Source organism: Cereibacter sp. Soil_C_27 (assembly GCF_057657095.1).
Map to the genome: position 1 here is coordinate 498895 of NZ_JBDGJD010000001.1, position 16567 is coordinate 515461.

Annotated in this window: 18 protein-coding genes; all 18 read right to left on the reverse strand. The window is 66.4% G+C overall.

Annotation, left to right across the window (positions count from 1 at the left end; translation table 11 throughout):
* Positions 1-177: 177 nt before the first annotated feature.
* Positions 178-1242 (reverse strand): UvrD-helicase domain-containing protein, encoded by a 1065-nt coding sequence (locus tag AC3A5Z_RS02490; RefSeq protein ID WP_487517821.1) that lies wholly within the window; start codon positions 1240-1242, stop codon positions 178-180.
* Entirely contained in the window at positions 1235-2830 is a 1596-nt protein-coding gene (locus AC3A5Z_RS02495) for an ATP-dependent nuclease (RefSeq protein WP_487517822.1), read from the reverse strand. The genes AC3A5Z_RS02490 and AC3A5Z_RS02495 overlap by 8 nt, the downstream gene beginning before the upstream one ends.
* A gap of 210 nt (positions 2831-3040) precedes the next feature.
* A complete protein-coding gene (locus AC3A5Z_RS02500; RefSeq protein WP_487517823.1) occupies positions 3041-3556 on the reverse strand; it encodes a hypothetical protein in 516 nt (171 codons plus the stop codon).
* Positions 3553-7017, reverse strand: a complete 3465-nt coding sequence (locus AC3A5Z_RS02505; protein ID WP_487517824.1) for a phage tail protein — start codon at positions 7015-7017, stop codon at positions 3553-3555. The genes AC3A5Z_RS02500 and AC3A5Z_RS02505 overlap by 4 nt, the downstream gene beginning before the upstream one ends.
* Positions 7014-7415: a DUF6950 family protein gene (locus AC3A5Z_RS02510; RefSeq protein ID WP_487517825.1), complete on the reverse strand. Its 402-nt coding sequence runs from the start codon at positions 7413-7415 to the stop codon at positions 7014-7016. The genes AC3A5Z_RS02505 and AC3A5Z_RS02510 overlap by 4 nt, the downstream gene beginning before the upstream one ends.
* Positions 7412-8050, reverse strand: coding sequence for a hypothetical protein (locus AC3A5Z_RS02515; protein WP_487517826.1), 639 nt, complete (start codon positions 8048-8050; stop codon positions 7412-7414). Before AC3A5Z_RS02515 ends, AC3A5Z_RS02510 begins: the two co-directional genes overlap by 4 nt.
* Positions 8050-8706, reverse strand: a complete 657-nt coding sequence (locus AC3A5Z_RS02520) for a hypothetical protein (protein ID WP_487517827.1) — start codon at positions 8704-8706, stop codon at positions 8050-8052. The genes AC3A5Z_RS02515 and AC3A5Z_RS02520 overlap by 1 nt, the downstream gene beginning before the upstream one ends.
* A complete protein-coding gene (locus tag AC3A5Z_RS02525; RefSeq protein ID WP_487517828.1) occupies positions 8706-10970 on the reverse strand; it encodes a phage tail length tape measure family protein in 2265 nt (754 codons plus the stop codon). Before AC3A5Z_RS02525 ends, AC3A5Z_RS02520 begins: the two co-directional genes overlap by 1 nt.
* On the reverse strand, positions 10970-11326 hold the full coding sequence (locus tag AC3A5Z_RS02530) for a DUF1799 domain-containing protein (protein ID WP_487518614.1): 357 nt from the start codon (positions 11324-11326) through the stop codon (positions 10970-10972). The genes AC3A5Z_RS02525 and AC3A5Z_RS02530 overlap by 1 nt, the downstream gene beginning before the upstream one ends.
* Positions 11323-11652, reverse strand: a complete 330-nt coding sequence (locus tag AC3A5Z_RS02535; protein ID WP_487517829.1) for a hypothetical protein — start codon at positions 11650-11652, stop codon at positions 11323-11325. The genes AC3A5Z_RS02530 and AC3A5Z_RS02535 overlap by 4 nt, the downstream gene beginning before the upstream one ends.
* Positions 11653-11678: 26 nt before the next feature.
* Entirely contained in the window at positions 11679-12611 is a 933-nt protein-coding gene (locus AC3A5Z_RS02540) for a phage tail tube protein (protein WP_487517830.1), read from the reverse strand.
* Positions 12612-12613: 2 nt separating this feature from the next.
* Entirely contained in the window at positions 12614-12751 is a 138-nt protein-coding gene (locus tag AC3A5Z_RS02545; protein WP_487517831.1) for a hypothetical protein, read from the reverse strand.
* Positions 12748-13182, reverse strand: coding sequence for a phage tail terminator protein (locus tag AC3A5Z_RS02550; protein WP_487517832.1), 435 nt, complete (start codon positions 13180-13182; stop codon positions 12748-12750). The genes AC3A5Z_RS02545 and AC3A5Z_RS02550 overlap by 4 nt, the downstream gene beginning before the upstream one ends.
* The gene (locus AC3A5Z_RS02555; protein ID WP_487517833.1) at positions 13182-13610 is read right to left on the reverse strand and encodes a gp436 family protein; all 429 of its coding nucleotides are present in this window, start codon (positions 13608-13610) and stop codon (positions 13182-13184) included. The genes AC3A5Z_RS02550 and AC3A5Z_RS02555 overlap by 1 nt, the downstream gene beginning before the upstream one ends.
* Positions 13611-13699: 89 nt before the next feature.
* A complete protein-coding gene (locus AC3A5Z_RS02560) occupies positions 13700-13957 on the reverse strand; it encodes an HI1506-related protein (RefSeq protein ID WP_487517834.1) in 258 nt (85 codons plus the stop codon).
* Positions 13958-13971: 14 nt separating this feature from the next.
* Positions 13972-14865 (reverse strand): Mu-like prophage major head subunit gpT family protein, encoded by an 894-nt coding sequence (locus AC3A5Z_RS02565; RefSeq protein ID WP_487517835.1) that lies wholly within the window; start codon positions 14863-14865, stop codon positions 13972-13974.
* A gap of 13 nt (positions 14866-14878) precedes the next feature.
* A complete protein-coding gene (locus AC3A5Z_RS02570; RefSeq protein WP_487517836.1) occupies positions 14879-15310 on the reverse strand; it encodes a hypothetical protein in 432 nt (143 codons plus the stop codon).
* A complete protein-coding gene (locus AC3A5Z_RS02575) occupies positions 15311-16402 on the reverse strand; it encodes a phage protease (protein WP_487517837.1) in 1092 nt (363 codons plus the stop codon).
* Between the last annotated feature and the right edge of the window lie 165 nt (positions 16403-16567).

Sequence of the window (16567 nt, forward strand, 5' to 3'; positions counted from 1 at the left end):
CAGCAGGATCTGCAGGACGGGACACTGAAGTTGGCAGCAGAACGATCTGACGACCGCTGGCACACCCGCGGCTCTAGAGATCTCTACTGCCGGAAGCGGCCTGCGTCTCGACAGACGCATGCGCTCCAGCATCTGCATAGGCAAGAGCGCTGAAAGCGTCTCCTGCCAGCTCGTCGATTAAGAGTGACGAACAAGCGATGGCAAACTACTCTGCTCACTGAGCACGAATGCGACGCTGTAACGAGCGCGCGTCACCCCAACATACATTTTGGCCAAAGAGCCTTGGACATGAGCGTAGTCCCCTGATCTTAGCCAGTCGCGCCCCTTTTTATGGGGGAAAATTAGTACTCGGTCGAATGTGAGTCCTTTAGAGACCCCAAAATTGAGCGCTGGGCGATTTCCACATTTCGTCCTGCTGTCTAGGCGAAGGATCTGAGGCGCAAACTCCCGCATATAATCATCCACGGCTTCCTCGGAAACTGTGAATATGCCGTCATGACCCGTAACAACTTGGTTTTGGGACAGTGTGCTTGGCTCGGTCGGGTAGAAGCTATCTGCTAAATCAGCAATTAGCTGGTTGCATCTAAATGTATCGCGTGAGTACTTGATCTGCAAAAGCCCTGTTTTTTCCCACTCGCGGAATTTTTTGATTATTTTTATGCCGCCATAGGCGCTATTTTTTGCGGCATGATTAGTTGCGTAGGTCGCTTGACGATGATCTCCTAGCATCACAAGTTTTATCTTCGACTTAAGGATCATCTCAAGTATCTCTAGGTCGTACCCCGCCAGGTCCTGAACCTCGTCAATATAAATTGTGCTAAAACGGTCTTCCAGCCTACGAACAACATCTCCGTCGGATGCAATATTGCATTCAATGACAAATCTAGCAATTTTATCAGAATAGATGAAATTGGAGTTTGCTAAAAAGAATGGGAGTGTCTTGTTGCGGGGGATGCGAGGCGCTGACTGCCCCTCTACCCAATGCAGCCCTTCTATTCTTCGTGGCAAAACGGATAGTTGGTATGGGCGGGCTAACTCCTGCAAAAGAAAGCGGTACCAAGACCACACCTCTACGTGCGGGGGTATTGTGGGCCCTGACCTATAGAAGCGCTGGCTGATCTCTTCAACGTTGTTTGTAGTGTAAGTAATTATTGCGGCCTTGCCTTCCGTTTGGCCATTCGCCCGGGCAGCAAGCTGGGTTGTTTTTCCTCCTCCTGCGGCGGCGATTACCAATTCACTCATCAATTGCTGCCTCAATATAATGAGGAGCATCCCATTCCTCGGAAGTCTCAAGGAAGCGCAATGCAACCTCTGTCTTGTTTTTGGTCATGTAAGCTAGAAGGTCTTCATCAGTTAAGAAGGCCTTGCCGAGTATCTTGTTGACTTTTTGCCGGCTATTGGCCGCAAGCAGCTGTGGCTCCAAGGTTGAAAAGTTTTCGTTCTGATCGTAGCGAATCTTTATCTGATCTAAGCCCAGATAAGAGACGTACTTTCTTTCCAAGGCGGAAACATCCCCATCATTATCAGTGACTACGTCAATTCTTAACTTCAAGAGCTGCGCAATTTCTAAGAAGCGCTTGAAGGCAAGAGAACGCGTGGCTATAACGTCCACGCCCGCCTCAAGAGGCATTCGCCCGTGCTTTTTCTTAAAGGCTGCTTGTACTATGAGTTCGTCAGATGGCCCTTCAACCAAGATTGTGCGACGGGCTAGTATAAGCCTTAGTGTCTCATGGCCTGGGAGCTTAACGAAGTAGTTTCGTGTCTCAGGCGTGAGCATGTTCAGTGTAGCGTTCGCCCCGCGGCCAAACAAGAGAACGTGCTCTATGCCTAATTTGTTCAAGACATAGCTGCTGTGCGTCGTGATCAGAATTTGACGATTGAGGCTTCGGCTCGAAATGTGCTCAATTAGCGTGTTTAAGTTTGAATGCGAAAGGTGATTTTCAGCCTCCTCAATCATGACTATGTTAGATTCAGCGCTCGTTTCTAGCGCCAGCTTTATTTTTACGCTGCTTTGCTCCCCCTTGCCAATCAGCGTCATAGGAATCTCGTTCAGGTGAGGCATGACACCCGCTTCCCAACTTGACTTGGAGGACGTGTCTAGGGAGATCGAGAGCGTCTTGGCAGATATGTTGTCCTTCTTTGTCTCTAGCTCCTTGTTGATAGCCTTTACTTTTGCATCATCTAGGAAGCTATCTCGCATGAGACGATAAGATAGAGTGAGGTCTACCTGCTCCTTCGTTGACAGGCTGCCCTTCATAATGTCTAGGACGTATCGGCTCGCTCCTGAATTGCTCCGGATGGTGCTGGCATCAATCAGACTCGGTTTGATCGGAATTCCTCTCGGAGTGATGTCGCTATCAGCAAAGTTCCTCACGCGAACCGCGTAGTATTCGATTGGAATGCTCTTGACGCGACCGGGATCCTTTATGTAGGACGCATACTCAGTTGCGTAATCTTCGTTGAATTCGATGATAGTTTTGACGCCGGGGGCATTCTCTCGCAGGGAGTTATTTGTTCCTTTGCATGATGAAAGCTCAGGAATGTCCGCAAAGTAGAGCTCGATCAGAATGCTCGGCGGAGGCGGGCTGCTTCCCACCAGTAGGGCTTGTATATACTCTCGCACCGTTTCTTGGTTGAACAGGTGCGGATGAATTTCGGTGGCAATGGGCCGGCCGTTGATTTGCGAGCTCAGGCCCAAATTAATGGCTTCAAGAAGCGTGGACTTTCCGCACTCATTGTCGCCAACAATTATATTAAGCTTGTCGTTTAAATGCGTCGTGCAATTTCGCAGGCAACGATAGTTTTTTACGACGACCTTATTGATGTGCATAGTATTCCCCGGCCACGCGCCGGTGTCAGAACTCGGCGAAACAAGGCTAAATGGGTAATCATTGGTAGTCTAGTGAGTTTTCGTCAACTGTCGGACGGCGGACGATGTGCCGCGTCGTGGCCTTGTGGCAGCAAAGCTGCCCGCTGGACGTCCACTCGTGGTAGTTTCTTTTTGCAGCGACGGGACATCACCACTTGAGCGATCCTTACCTCACGCCTCGATCCCCATTGCCACCTCGAACAGCGCATCGACCGCCGCATCATCCAGCCCCAAGAGCCAGGCGAAGAAGGCGATGTTCTGGCTTTGGCGGCGCCAGATGCCGGCGCAGTCGATGATGGCGCGCTCGCCGAAGCTGGTGCCCGGGGCGTCGCGATAGGCCAGCACCTGGCCCCAGCGCTCGGCGCCGAGGGCAAGGATGCCCTGCATCCGCGAGCAGGCCATGGCTGCGCGTTTTGCCGCAAGCGCCGCGGCGTAGGCGGCGCCGACCTCTTCGATCGAGCGCGGATCCTTCCAGCTCTCTGTCTGCAGATCGAAGACAGCCCAGTCGCCGGGGCGCTCCGGGTACCAGCGGATCTGCTGGTCCTTCACGTATTGCGTCTCGGGATCGCCGCGGCCGAGGGTGAAGAGCGTGCCGTCGGGGAGGTTGTCGACCAGCTCGTCGAAGCTCAGCACGGTGACCACCTGCAGGATGCGGCCCGACAGGTCGTGGATGGTGGCCTCGATCATTTCTTCAGCTCCGTGACGATGCCGGTGATGTCGGTGAGGCTCACCACGCCGGTCTCCTGGCGGCGGATCTGGCCCACCAGCGTGCCGCTGGTGTTGGCGCCGGCGTCGAAGGAGAAGCCGTCGGTGACCCGCGCCTCGTGGCCCACGTCGAAGCTCTCGCCACCGGTGTAGCGCGAGACGGAGCGCATCAGCTTGATCGGACCGCGGATCACCGCGCCGCGCCAGAGGTAGCGGATCTGCAGCGTGCTGTAGCGCAGGGGGGAGGCGGCCTCGGCCGTCGTCACCGCGGCGCCTGCGCCGTTCAGGGCGACGACGATCTTGCTGCCGGCGTAGGGGGTGAAGCTAAGCGAGAAGACCTGCGTCCAGTTGGCGGAGTTGTCCGAGCCGCCGGCGCTGGTGACTCGGCGGTCGACCGAGACGGCGTTGTCCTGCATGGCCGCGGTCTTCACCGAGCCGCCGACCAGGAGATCGCCTTCCACTGAGACGTCGCCCCCGAGGTAGAGGTTGCCGTTTGTGAAGACGAAGGGCTTATGCCGGGCTGAGGCATTGATGAAAGCGACGCGGTCGGCGTTGAACAGCACCTGGCTCAGGTTGCCGGCGATCGCCTCGAGGAACATCGCGGCCGAGCGGTCGGTGCCCTCGCCGGCCGAGGCGGCGGCGGCGATGCCGATCCGGCTCAGCGCATCCTCGGGCGTGGTCTTCACCGTGACGCGCAGGAGCCCCTCGGCCGTGGCCTCGCCGACGCTGGCCTCGACCTCGGTGAGCGACTCGGCCTGGGCGCTGACCTGGCCGCCGATGGTCGCGACCTGCGCCGCGAGGCTCGACTGCGCGGTGGCGAGGTCGCGCACGCCGCCCGTCACGCGCCCGCCCCGGATCTGGGTGAAATAGGCGGTGCTGACCCCGCCCGCGTCGCGCCGCAGGTAGAAGGTCGCGAAGGCGGCGTTCGTCGGAACGATCAGGCTGCCGGAGAACTCCTGCCAGCCGAGGGAGGTCTTGGAGCCGCCCGTGGTCGTGATGAACGAGGGGCCGAACTGGGTGCCCTCGGGGTCATGCCAGTAGACGGCAATCGCGGCTGATGCCGAAAATGTCCCGGTCCCGGCAATGCGGAAGGAGGCCTCCAGCTTGTCGCCCGGCGCCACCGAGAACCGCTCGGAAACGCGGGCCTGCTTGGTCTCGGGCTGCGCCAGCGCGTAGAGGACAAACGGTGTCGGGGCGTTGATGACCGAGCCCGAGGCGTTCGAGCCGCGCGCGATCACGCCCCACTCCGAAGGGATCGGCCCCCAGCCGAACCGCTCCGCGGAGGCAAACTCCCCGAAGATCGAGCTGACATGCGAAAGCGTGGCCCGCACCCCGTCGATCAGTGCCTGCTGGGCGGCGAGCTCGTTGCTGTTGGCGAGGATGTCGTCGGCCAGCGTGCCGGTCTCGGTCACCACCCAGTCGGCCAGCTCGTCGAGATCCTCGTTCACCTGGGCAGTGATGTCGGCATAGCTGAGATCGTTCGGTCCGAGCTTCACGTTCGGCGTCGTCGCCGCCCCCCAGTTCGACCAGACGGTCCTGCGGTCGGCGAGGATCCGGCCGCGGGCCTGGTAGCTCGTGGCGGGCAGGATGCCCTCGGCCACGATGAGCGCGCCCGCGGCGACGTTCTGCATCGAGCCGCGCAGGATCGCAGTCGTAGCGCCGGCGAGCCGGATCTCCCAGGCGAGGCCACGGGCGTCGCGCTGGCCGGTGCCGTCCCAGCTGAGCAGAAGGGCGGGGCGGCGGCTGGCATTGGCAGCGTCCTTCAGCGCGGTGCCGGTGACGGCCCAGGCAGGCACGCCGGTCTCGGGCGGCAGCGACCAGCCCGAGGAGGGCACGGCGCTCAGAATCTCGGAGCTGGGCGACCAGTCGTAGTCCGATGGATCGCACTCGCGGGCGGCGACCGAGGTGACGCAGGTGACGAGGTCGATCGAGACCTGCTCGATCTCCATCGCCTTGCCGACATAGCCGTTGCGCGCCGAGGTCCAGCCGGCGACGTCCAAGGGCTCCAGCATTGCGGCATAGGGGCCGAAGGGCAGGTTGTGCCAGCGGCCGCGGCGGCTGTCCTTCAGCCAGGCCTGCATCAGCCGCCCGACCTGCCTGCCGTAGGGCACGGCCGGCAGCGAGAGGTCGGCGACGAGCTGGCGGCCCTGATCCTCGGCCTTGAAGGCGGCGTTGGAGAACGGCGGCGCGTTGTGCTGCTCCCAGGCATTGCCGGGCTCGGGGTAGGTGGCCGAGACCGCGTTGTGCGCCTCGTCGAGGCCGCGGAAGGGGGTGTAGTCCTGCGGCAGGGTGATGAGCAGATCGCCGTCGGTGAAGCTGAAGACCGGCAGGCCGGGGCCGCCCGCGCGGATCTTGTAGGCGCCGCCGATCTCGCTGATCGTGCCGGCACAGGCCTTCAGGAGCTCCTCGATCACCGCCGCCGGCTCGTCCTCGGCGACCTTCACCTCGAAGCCCGCCCGGTAGCGCGGCTGCGTGCCGCCGGCGTTCAGCGTGACCGGCTCGTCGCAGACATTCATCGCGGTGAACCAGTTCGCGAGCGGCAGATCCTCGGCGGCGCAGTCGCCGCCCCAGACCATGCCGCCGGGCAGATCGATCCCGCGCAGGATGTTGTAGATCATCACCACCGGGTTGTCGGTCCGCGCCCAGGTCGAGGGCGTCGCCCACCGCTGGCTGCCGCTGCCGCCGACCGAGCTGTCCTTCCTCGGATCGTAGAGCGGTGGGCCCAGGAGCTCGAAGCGGACCTCGGGCAGGCCGGTGAAGAGCGCGCGGTCGTAGAGGAAGGTGAGGATGGCATAGGCCATGCCGCGCCCGACCATGGCGCTGGTCCAAGGCCGCTCCGGGTGCGCGCCGTACTTCGCCAAGAGGTAGGGATCGGCCGCAGTCTGGCTGCCGTCGTAAAAGCGCAGCCAGGCGGTCGAGCCGTAGTCGACCTCGCCGTCGGAGAGATACTTGCCGAGCACCTTGCGCCCGTAGTCGCCGCTCTCGCTTGCATCCAGAGTGACATACTCGCCGTTGATCATAAGCCGGCTGAAGCCGTGGCCCGGCATGTCGGCGAGGTTGACGACATAGGTCAGCCAGGCGTTCGGCGTGTCGTTCGGGCCTTCGCCATGCGCGGGCGGCGGGCAGATCATCGTGCCTGCCGTGGCGTATTTGCCGAGGATGAAGCTCGCCGGATTGGTGCCGCCCTGCTGGGTGTAGTCGGTCTGAATGCCCGGCGGGCGCGGCTGTTTCTGGGCAGCGCGGGCCAGCGCGCTCAGCCCGATGGTCGCGGCGAGGCGCAGGGCGAACATGCCGAGCGCGCCGAAGGTGGCACTCATGGCGGCGCCGAAGCCGACGCCGTTGGCCATGAGCGCGACGACGGTTGCGACCGGCCCGGCCTGGGCGGGGTCGGCGGCGAGCAGGAGGGCGGCGAGGAGGGCGGCGAAGAGGAGCAGGAAGGTCATACCCGGAACGCCCGCACCATGCGCTCGCGCGGCACGAGGCCGAAGCCTGCCAGCGTGACGACGTAGATCATCTCGCCTTGGACGATGCCGAGGCAGGCCATGCCCTCCTCCTCGATCACCGCCACATCGCCCTGATGCGCCTCGGCCGGCGCCGCCTCGGGGAAGAGGCTGGCGAAGTAGGCGATATGGTCGGCATGGCCTGCCGCTTGCATCAGCTCCTGCCCGCGCCGGAGCGAGCGGTAGGCGCCGCGCCAGCCGCGCCCGGGATCGGTGTCGGTCATCGCCGCCACGGCGCCCGCCGCGAAGAGGGCGCAGTCCATCCGGCCCGGACGGAAGCGGACCTGGGCGTGTTCTGTCAGGTAGGCCGTGAGGCGGCTGCGCCAGTCGGGATGTCTCATCGGACCTCCCGGCGCGTGGCCTGAGCTTGCCCCGCGATCTTGTCGCCCCAGACCACGGGCACAGCGCCCGAGACATCGGCGTATTGCAGGATCGTGTCGCCCGGGTAGCGCTGCTGCTGGGCCTCGTTCGACTTCCTGAGCGCGAGCTTCCGGGTCAGGATCTGGCTGTTGCTGGCCAGCGTCAGCGTGCAGGTCGAGGCGCTGCCGACCTCGGCGGTGGTGAACAACACCTCGTTAATGAAGCCTTTAAAGACCCGCGTCGGCTCGGCCAGAAGCGTGATGCTGGCCGGGTCGAAGAAGGCCTGGTGGATCTCCACCGGCGCGAAGCGGGGCTCGTAGCCGCGCATCGCCATCGCGACCTCGGGCGAGAGCGGTGAGAGGATCACGCGCTGCATCCTGACCACGAGGCCGGTCTGCAGGGTGATCGGCTCCATCTCCATCAGCGCGCCGCCGGCGTAGTAGGTCCGGGTCTGGCCGCCGATGGTGAAGTTCTGGTGGTCGTCGCCGTTCCAGAGCCCCATGGTCTCGAGTGCGCCGGTCTCGCGGTTGCGGGCCGAGAGCCAGAGGAGCACCCGGGCATGGAGACCCGAGCGGGCGGCGAGATGGGTGGCGACGGCGGTCGGGTAGCTGCGCATCAGGGCCTCAGCTTCTGGAGATAGCGGAAGGTGGTGCCCTCGGAGATCTGGCGGCGGGTCGCGCCGATCTCGACCGAGCCGGGCACGAGCCGCGCATAGCAGCTGGGCTTCTTCAGGAGGACGGCGGCGCCGACGACGGCGCCGGGGCGGATCGGCGGCACCAGCTCGAAGGTCGGTGTCACGCCGTCGGCGGGCGCGACCACGGTGTTGACGACGCGGTGCAGGGCACGGCGCACCGGCGAACTGCCATAGTCGAAGGCCAGCCGGTCGCCGACCGTCAGGCGGTAGCCGGCGGGCAGGCCCTGCAGCCGGGCCTCGCGGTTGTTCGCGGCGAGGGTATGGAGGGTCACGCTTGCCGCGCCGAGGATCGCGCCGGTCGGATCCCAGGCCGGGGCAGGGCGGCGCAGGTCGTAGGCCAGAAAGCTCGCGGCGCCCGAGCGCAGCACGTCGATGATCGTCTCGGCCCGGGCCGCCTCGTCGGCGGTGAGTCGGCCGAGGGTGACCGTGCCCTGCCAGAGCCGCGCGCCGCGGTCGGCCGTCAGCACATCGCCATCCTCGGTGCGCGAGAGCTCGACGGTCTCCGGGCAGTCCATGCTGATCGAGGCGACGGGCAGCCAGTCGAAGAACTGGGCGGTGGTGAGGGGGAAGCCGAGCATCAGCCGACCCGCCGCTCGTTGCGGATGTGGCGCTTGATCTGCCCGGGCAGCACCTGGCGGTCATGCGCGTCGAGCGCCCGCTCGATCGCCTTGGTGACCCGCGCCTCGATCTCCTCGGTGCCTTGGACGCCGCGCAGATCCATGTAGATGGCGAGCTCGCCCCTGCCGCCCGCCGGCGCGCCACCGCTGCCCGCCCCGCCGATCGTGCCGCCTTGGGCGAAGCCGGGGAGGGAGGCGCCGGCATTGATCGCTTCGAGCAGGTGGCGGTTGCGGGCGGTGGCGGCCGCGTTGACCACGAACTCGCCGTTGCTGCCCCACATCAGCACATCGTCCGAGGTGCCCGAGCCCGGGCCGTAGATCATGCCGCCCGTGGCCTTGCCGGGCAGCAGCGCGCCGACGATCCCGCCCTCCAGCCCGAAGATCCCGGCCATCGGCCCGGTGCCGAGCACCAGCGCCTGCAGGGCGGCCTCGGCGAGCTTGCCGATCAGGTTGTCGAGCACGTCGGAGGCCGACTGGCCCTTGAGGATCAGCCCGTCGAGCGAGTCGTAGATGGCGCCGCCGAAAGCCTGCGAGACCTCCTTGGCCTGCTTCGCCGCCTCCTGCTCGGCGAGGCGCGCGGTGATCAGGGCCTCGAGCTCCTGGCGCTCGGCATCGGTCGCCCCCACCAGCGCCTCGCGGTTGCGCAGCATCTCCTTCTGCACCGGGTCGGCTTCCCGCAGGATCGCCAGATGGTCCTGCTCGGCCGCGATTAGCTCGAGGAGCGCCCGGTGCTGCTTCTCGACCTCGCTGGCGCCGCCCCCGGCACCCCGCGGCGGCAGGGGAGGCAGGCCGAAGTCGACGCCGGTCGGCGCGGCCCGCGGGCGGGGCGAGGTGCTGGGGGCGGCGCTGGGGCCACCGAAGGGGTTGCCGAACTGGATGTTGCCGGGGGCGTAGGCGCCCTTGCCCTCGATCTCCGGCGCGTTCGCCGGGGGGATCGCGGCCTCGGCTGCCATGTCGGCCGCCTCGCGCGCCATCGCGGAGAGACGGGTGCCGAGGCGCTCGACCTGATCCAAGAGCGCCTGCGCAGGGCCGTTTGCGTCGGTGAAGATATGCGAGAGGTTGGTGTTCGAGGCGTCGGTCAAGAGCTCCTGCAGCTCGTCCATCACCTCGGCGAGCCCGCTGCTGGCGAGCGCCGCCTGCGTCTGCTCGGCTTGGAAGAGATGCAGCTGCTCGGTCATGCCGAGGAGCGCGCGGAGGGCCTCGTCTTCCTCCTTCGTGATGGTGCCCGAGGCGGCGGCGGCTTCCAGGAACTGCGCGGTCAGCGCCGTCGCGGCACCGATCTGCTCCTCCAGCGTCGCCGCATCGCGCAGCCGGTTGAAGCCGCCGATCAGGGCGTTCACCCGGTCCCAGACGCCGGCGATCTGGGTGTCGAGATCGAAGAACTTCGCCGTCGTGGCCTGGTCGGAGAAGTCGAGCGTCAGCCAGCGATTGTCCATCACGTCGGAGCGCGCATTCGCCGCCGCAAGCCGGGCATCGCGCTCGGTCTCGCGGCGTTCGAGCTCGGCCATGTCCTTCAGGAGCCCGCGGACCGCCGTTGCCTGGCTGCCGAAGCTGTCGGTCAGATCCGCGGCCGAACTCCGGGCGCGTTCGCTGGCTGCGGCATAGCTCTCGACGCCTTCGGTCAGGCTCTCGAGCGCCTCCTCCAGCGTGGCGACCTCCTCCCCGGCGGAGGTGAGCCACTGGACGGTCGCGGCGCCGGCGGCGATGGCGCCCATGGTGATCAGGCTCACCGGGTTCAGCATGCCCATGAAGGCGCCGCTCAGCGCCCGCACCGCGCCGCCCGCGCCCATCGGTCCGATCACCTGGGTGATCTGCGTGCCCTGCTGGATGGCGAGCTGCAGCGGGTTCTGCCCCGCCATCAGCATCATGCCAATATCGTTGAACTGGGCGGTGAGATTGCCCACCTGACCCGCCGCTACCTGGCTCGATCGGCCGACGCCGCCCATGCCGTTCTGCAGCGCCGCGATCGCCGCCTTGTGCTCGGCGGCCATGGCCTCCATGCGGTTCGTGCTCTGGAGCTGCGCCGCCGTCAGCGCCTCGATCTGCGCCTTGTAGGCCGTGACCTCGCCTTTCAGTGCGGCAAGATCCGCCGCAGCTTCGCGCCCCTCCTGGCCGAGCGAGGCGGTTGCCGTCTTGACCTTGGTCGTCGCAGCCGCCGTCTGGTCGAGCTCGGACCGGGCGGTCTTGCCGTCGATCGAGATCCGGCCGGAGAGCTGAAACGTCATCAGGGTTCCTCGTTCATTGCGCTGCGGGCGCCGAGCTCGATCAGCATCAGGTCACTCCAGAGCGCGCGCGTGACCGGGATCCCGGCGAGTGCCAAGCCGGCGCGGGCGCCCGCATAGTCGAGGCCGAGGGCCAGAAGCCTGCCCATGCCGCCGCCCGCGAAGCGCCACTGGGTCGAGACGGCGAGGAAAGCTTCGACCGCCGCCACGTTCTCTGGCCAGACGCCGTCCTCTGCGGGGCAGGCCGGGGCGAGCTCGAGCCCCCAGCGCCGGGCGTCGGCCTCGGCCTCGTCATCGGCCGCTCTCCCTGCGGTGCGGCCCAGCGTGCCCGTAGCCCAGGCACGCCCGGCCCAGGTCAGTTTCCCGAGCGGGCCTTGGCGAGCGCGGCGGTGTAGGCGCGGAAGAGCGCATCGCGGGCGTAGGGCGTGTTCAGGAGCTGGTCGCGGACGGCGTCGGAATAGAGCACCGGCTGATTGGCCTCGTCGACCAGATCCTCGAGCGCCACGATCGCCGCCTGCAGCACGGCCGAGACGCCCTTCTTGTTGTCCTTCAGGAGTTCCTCGATCCGGTCGAGGCCGAGCACGCGAAAGCGGGCGCGGATGCTTTCCTCGCGATGCCCGCCATCGGTCGGGACAAGCACCGGGACGGTGTGGGTGAACTGCGGGTCGGTGGCGAGTTTGAACATGGCGGGGTCCTTGAAACGGCGGGGGATCAGGTGAGGGCGAGGGTCCACTGGTCGTTGCCCGAGGCGGGCTTTGGCACGAGGCGGAGCGGCCACTCGACGATGTTCTGGGCGTTCTCCAGCCCGCCGGGCCGCTGCATCTGGGCGAGCGGGACGCTGAGGGTGCAGATCTTGCCGTTGCCGGTGCCGTGGATGAGCGTCACTCCGACGGTGCTGTTGGCGGCGGCGAGCGAGAAGGGGTTGAGCGTCGTCAGCGGCACCGCCTCCACCGTCGCCTCGAGGCTGTCCTGCTTGTCGGTGATCAGCACGGCTTCGGAGCCGATCAGGAAGCGGGGCTCGACCTTGTTGCCGAGGTCGAGCTTGAAGGAACGCAGCACCATCGCCGTCGGGCCGAGGGAGAAAGTCGGCGTGTTGAGGCTGGTCGCGAGCTGCGGCTGCTGGAAGGCGGTGAGCGTGGGGGTCGGCCGGGCCACCTCGGCGGGCTGGCTGAAGAGGCCGGTCAGCTCGAACTCCAGATAGGGGATGCCCTGCGCGCTCACCACGATCTTCGCGTTGCCGCGGGTGCCCGCCATCTTGAACTGGGTGCCGCCGACCCAGAGGTAGATCGTCACCGACTCGAAGGCCGAGGAAATCGGGTTGTAGGTGACCGAGGCACCCGCCACGATCACCTCGGCCACACCGCAGGCGCGGAGCAGCGGTCCCCAGGCAGGGGCGGTGCCGCGGGTGCCCGAGGGCGCGAGCTCGACCCGGAAGCCGAGCTTGGCATGCAGCTCGGCCGCGATGCTGCCCTGGCTGCCGAAGTAGGGCAGATCGAGGTCGCGGCTGACGTCGTTGCCTTCCATCGGCGTGAGCTTCACGTCGGTGGCAAGGATGGCGTTGGCAGCACCCGTCGGCACCGCATCGGTGCCGTAGACGGTCTCGATCTTGGCGAGAAGGATCTTGTTCTTCCAGTAGATCGGCACGGTCACGCCTCCTTGGCGGCGGGTTTAACAGGGGGTTTAACGGGGTCGGAAACGGGCGCCTGCGGAGCCTCGGCGGGGCGCAGCGCGCCGTTGGCTTCCCGGATGTAGCTGCCGCCCGCGGCGGGGAGTTCGTCGGTCATGGGTTGATCCTCAGCTGGTCGCCGATCGCGAAGTCGATCTGGTAGACGAGGGTGCCGCCGGTGAAGCGGACGATGGAGCCGCGCAGCACCCGGAAGACGCCGGGCATCTCGTCAGGCCCCCAGCCGGCGACCGAGGCGATTACCGCCTGGATGATCTCGCGGACCTGGGCGATGGCCTGCTCGCCGGTGCGGCCGGCGGCGCGGAAGGTGAGGAGCACGGCGACGACCTCCTCCACCGCCTGGGTGAAGAGGCCGGTTGCCGCCTCGGCCCGCCCGCCCTGCAGCCCAAGGGGCAGGACATGGGCCGCGACCGTCGCCTGCGGCAGGGCGTTCGCCGCCATCAGCGCCGAGAGATCGGCGGCGGCGGCGGTGCGGCCGGCGAGGAGCGGCACGCCGGCCTCGATGCGGGCGATGACTTGGTCGAGGAGCATCAGATAAAGCCCTTCAGGTTCTCGGCGGTGAAGGGCCGCTCGCGGTCGGTGATGCGTGCGCCCGAGCCCCCGGTGCCTGCGGCCTCAATGCCGGCAGCGCTCAGGCGGATGGTGCCTGCGGAGATCTCGCGAAGCGACCTGAGCGCCGCTTCGTAATCCGCCTTGATCTTCGGATCGGGCTCGTAGGTGTGCAGCTTCCAGATCGCGACGGCCCCGGCGATGTCAGCAAGCAGGGGCTGCGGCGTGTTGAGCGGCAGCGCGTAGCGGCCGGCCAGATAGCCGTCGATCACCGCGTCGGTATCGGCGATGGCGCGGTCGATCACCGCCTGGTCGATGGTGCCGACGGCGACTTCGCCGCGATCGGTCGCACGAACCAGGGTGCTCTCGCCGTAGCGGTCGATCAGCTGCTGCAGGGTGACGTAGGGCATGGGCTGCGCTTTCGTGACGTTTCCGGCGGCGATCCTCAGTCGCCGCCGGGGTTGCTATGGCGCCAGGGAGGCGCGGCCGAGGCAGAGCCTCAGTCGGGGGTGGCGATCAGCAGCACGGTTAGCTCGGGATCGTCGAGGAGCGCGGTGACCTGCTCGGGGCCGAGCTCGGCGGCCGGGATCGTCACCGGCTCCGGCGTGAAGTGCCGCCCGATGCGCCAGCGCCCCTTGGCCGGGCCGCGCACCACGACCGTCCGGTCATCGCGCGGGAAGGCCTCAGGCGTCTCGCCGGCCGCGGGCGCTCCAGCCGGGTCTGCCGGGTCGGCGGCAGGGATCTTTCCCTTCGTCATGTCGATCCCTCCGCTCAGGCCAGCCACGGCACGACCAGGAGCTCGGCCGTGCCCTTCCACTCGTTGGTGACGCCGGCGGTGCCATACTCGGAGTTGAGGATCTGGCGCCCGGCGCTTTCGAGCGACGGCGGCACGACGAGCAGGTTCGGCACGAGGCCGAGCGGGCGGCCGCCGTCGGCCTTGAAGCCCTGGATGGCGGCGCGAGCGACGGCATAGTTCGCCGGGGTCAGCGCCTGCTTCGAGCCCCAGGCGAGCTGCGGCAGGCCGAAGCCCACGTTGCAGCGGGTGTCGGCGCCGTAGATGAAGCGCCGCTGGTCGAAGACGTTGTCGTCGGTCTCCTTGTCCTTCGAGACGAAGACCGGCGCCTTGCGCTCCTGGTAGATGATCGGCTTCAGCGGGCGGTTGGTGCAAAGGAGGAACCAGGGCGTGCCCGCGCCGCCGTCGGTGTTGGCATAGGTGCCGGTCGAGCCGTCGGCGAGCACCACCGGGTGGTCGGTGTCGAAGAAGTACTGGCCGTCGAAGCAGTTGGTGGCAAAGCCCGCCTTCAGGAGATCCCAGACCAGCTGCTCGGGCAGCGCCGCCACCGCATCGCCCATCAGCTGGAAGCTGGTGGCATAGGTGCCGAGGTTGTCATCCTCGATGTCGTTGCGGTCGACGCCGACGGTCTTCTCGAAGTGGCGGTTGAGGATCGCGTAGCTCGACTCCGAGAGGTTGTCGATGACGCGCCCGCCCAGCCATTCGCGCATGCCCGAGAGGCTGTTGAGCCAGCCGTAAGTGTTCTGGGCATTGGTGGAGCGGACCGTCATGGCGACGCGGTCCTTGAACTTCGGGGTCGCGTCGAAGGCCTTCTGGAACTCGGTCTTGAAGCCGACGCGGAGGGCCTCCAGCGAGGCGGAGTTGATCAGCATGGTCGGGGTTTCCTTAGGACAGGAGGGCGCGGGTCAGGGCTTCGTCGAAGCGGACCCAGACGCCGAGAGCGTCGACGCCGTCGACAATGCCGGCGGGCGAGCGGGTGCTGGTGGCCGAAGTCTTGGCCACCGTCTGGTCGTCGACGATGTAGCAGACGGCGCCGATGTCGGCGGTGACGATCAGGTCGCCCGCCGTTGAGTTGGCAAAGCGGTAGGTGCCGGGCCGGTAGCGCTGGAGCGTGACGCCCGCGGCGGTGCTGGCGCCACGCTCCTCGGCGCGGCCGACGCCGACGGCGCCGGTGGCTGTGGCGCCCTTGACCAGATGGCCCGAGGCGTTGCGCATCAGGAGGGCGCCGATGAAGATCGCCTGCGAGGCGCCGAGCAGGCCCTCGCGCTCGACACCCGAGAGCTCCTGCGTGTTGCGGTCAGCGGTCAGCGCGGTCATTCACAGGGCCTCCTTCTCGGCGCGCTCGGCCTTGAGCGTCGCGGCATAGGCTTTGGGATCGATACCGAGCTGCGCGGCGATCGCGCTCTGCTCGGCGTTGAGGGAGATCTCGCCGTCCTTCTCGATCGGCGGGGTGACCAGCGTGTTGGACGGGCCGAGGATCGGCAGAGCGCCCAGCTCCTTCTCGACGCGGGCGGCGTCGGCCATGTGCATGGCGACGTAGTGGTCGCGCAGCGGCTTCACCCCGGCCCGGCCGCGCCGGATCTCGCCATCGACGAAGGCCTCGGCCGCGCCGCGCTTCTGGCCTTCGGTGACGCTGTTGAGGCGGGTGGTCAGTGCCGCGATCTCGGACTGCAGCGCGGTGACCACCTCGGCCTCGGGCGCGACCCTAGCGGCGCGGGCGGCGGCAAGGACGGCATCCTGCGTGAAGGTCGCCACGCCGAGGGCAGTGCCGATCGCGGTCAGCGCCGACTGCAGCGCCGCGGCGGGCTCGGCCTCGGGCTTTTTCTTCAGGCGCTCGGTCAGCGCGGCGAGGATCTGCTCCTCGGTAGCGCCTTTCTCCAGGCCGAGCAGCTCGGCCAGTCGTTCCATCAGGGTCATGGCGGGGTCCTGTTCAAAGTTGAGGGCGGTCAGGCCCTGGAGGTTCGGCCGGTTGACGAGGCTCGCATTGGCGATGCGCAGGATGGTCTTGGCGGCGTCGTGGATGATGACGGGCGAGATCCCGCGATAGGCCTTGCCGGTCACCAGCGCCGCGCCTTCCGCGTTCCATTCGACGCGGCCCCATATTCCGTCCTCGCGGGCCTGCATCTCGCAGATCCAGCCCATGGCATCGGCGCGCTCGCCGCGCGGGGCGGCGAGGAAGGTCGAGTGGTTGACGTCGATCTCCAGCCGGTCGGAGGCGGCGAAGCTGGCGGCGATGATCCCTGCGGCGTCGGCAAGTCGGTAGGGGCCGCGGCTGTCGGCGGTCCGCACCAGCCCGTCGGCCGGGCCTGGCAGCAGATGCACCCAGTCGGGTGCGCCCGACGCAGCGTCGGTCGGCAGCGGGATCGCGGCCATCAGGGCGGTGCAGGGGGTGTCGGTGCGCTTGGTCATGGGCCGAGTATCGCGGCCCTGCACAAAGCAAAACATCCGCAAGGGGTTTGCGGATGTTTTGGTAGAGACGGGGGACAACGAAACCAGATTGCTCGCGAATCTTGTGCCGGTCAAGGACCGCGTGGCGGAGGCAACAGGCATGGACATTCCCAGTCGAAACCTCGT

Bases quoted from the DNA above. Each gene is read 5' to 3' on its own strand.
- AC3A5Z_RS02490 (WP_487517821.1), bottom strand. From the start codon at position 1,242: ATGAGTGAATTGGTAATCGCCGCCGCAGGAGGAGGAAAAACAACCCAG.
- AC3A5Z_RS02495 (WP_487517822.1), bottom strand. From the start codon at position 2,830: ATGCACATCAATAAGGTCGTCGTAAAAAACTATCGTTGCCTGCGAAAT.
- AC3A5Z_RS02500 (WP_487517823.1), bottom strand. From the start codon at position 3,556: ATGATCGAGGCCACCATCCACGACCTGTCGGGCCGCATCCTGCAGGTG.
- AC3A5Z_RS02505 (WP_487517824.1), bottom strand. From the start codon at position 7,017: ATGACCTTCCTGCTCCTCTTCGCCGCCCTCCTCGCCGCCCTCCTGCTC.
- AC3A5Z_RS02510 (WP_487517825.1), bottom strand. From the start codon at position 7,415: ATGAGACATCCCGACTGGCGCAGCCGCCTCACGGCCTACCTGACAGAA.
- AC3A5Z_RS02515 (WP_487517826.1), bottom strand. From the start codon at position 8,050: ATGCGCAGCTACCCGACCGCCGTCGCCACCCATCTCGCCGCCCGCTCG.
- AC3A5Z_RS02520 (WP_487517827.1), bottom strand. From the start codon at position 8,706: ATGCTCGGCTTCCCCCTCACCACCGCCCAGTTCTTCGACTGGCTGCCC.
- AC3A5Z_RS02525 (WP_487517828.1), bottom strand. From the start codon at position 10,970: ATGACGTTTCAGCTCTCCGGCCGGATCTCGATCGACGGCAAGACCGCC.
- AC3A5Z_RS02535 (WP_487517829.1), bottom strand. From the start codon at position 11,652: ATGTTCAAACTCGCCACCGACCCGCAGTTCACCCACACCGTCCCGGTG.
- AC3A5Z_RS02545 (WP_487517831.1), bottom strand. From the start codon at position 12,751: ATGACCGACGAACTCCCCGCCGCGGGCGGCAGCTACATCCGGGAAGCC.
- AC3A5Z_RS02550 (WP_487517832.1), bottom strand. From the start codon at position 13,182: ATGCTCCTCGACCAAGTCATCGCCCGCATCGAGGCCGGCGTGCCGCTC.
- AC3A5Z_RS02555 (WP_487517833.1), bottom strand. From the start codon at position 13,610: ATGCCCTACGTCACCCTGCAGCAGCTGATCGACCGCTACGGCGAGAGC.
- AC3A5Z_RS02560 (WP_487517834.1), bottom strand. From the start codon at position 13,957: ATGACGAAGGGAAAGATCCCTGCCGCCGACCCGGCAGACCCGGCTGGA.
- AC3A5Z_RS02565 (WP_487517835.1), bottom strand. From the start codon at position 14,865: ATGCTGATCAACTCCGCCTCGCTGGAGGCCCTCCGCGTCGGCTTCAAG.
- AC3A5Z_RS02570 (WP_487517836.1), bottom strand. From the start codon at position 15,310: ATGACCGCGCTGACCGCTGACCGCAACACGCAGGAGCTCTCGGGTGTC.
- AC3A5Z_RS02575 (WP_487517837.1), bottom strand. From the start codon at position 16,402: ATGACCAAGCGCACCGACACCCCCTGCACCGCCCTGATGGCCGCGATC.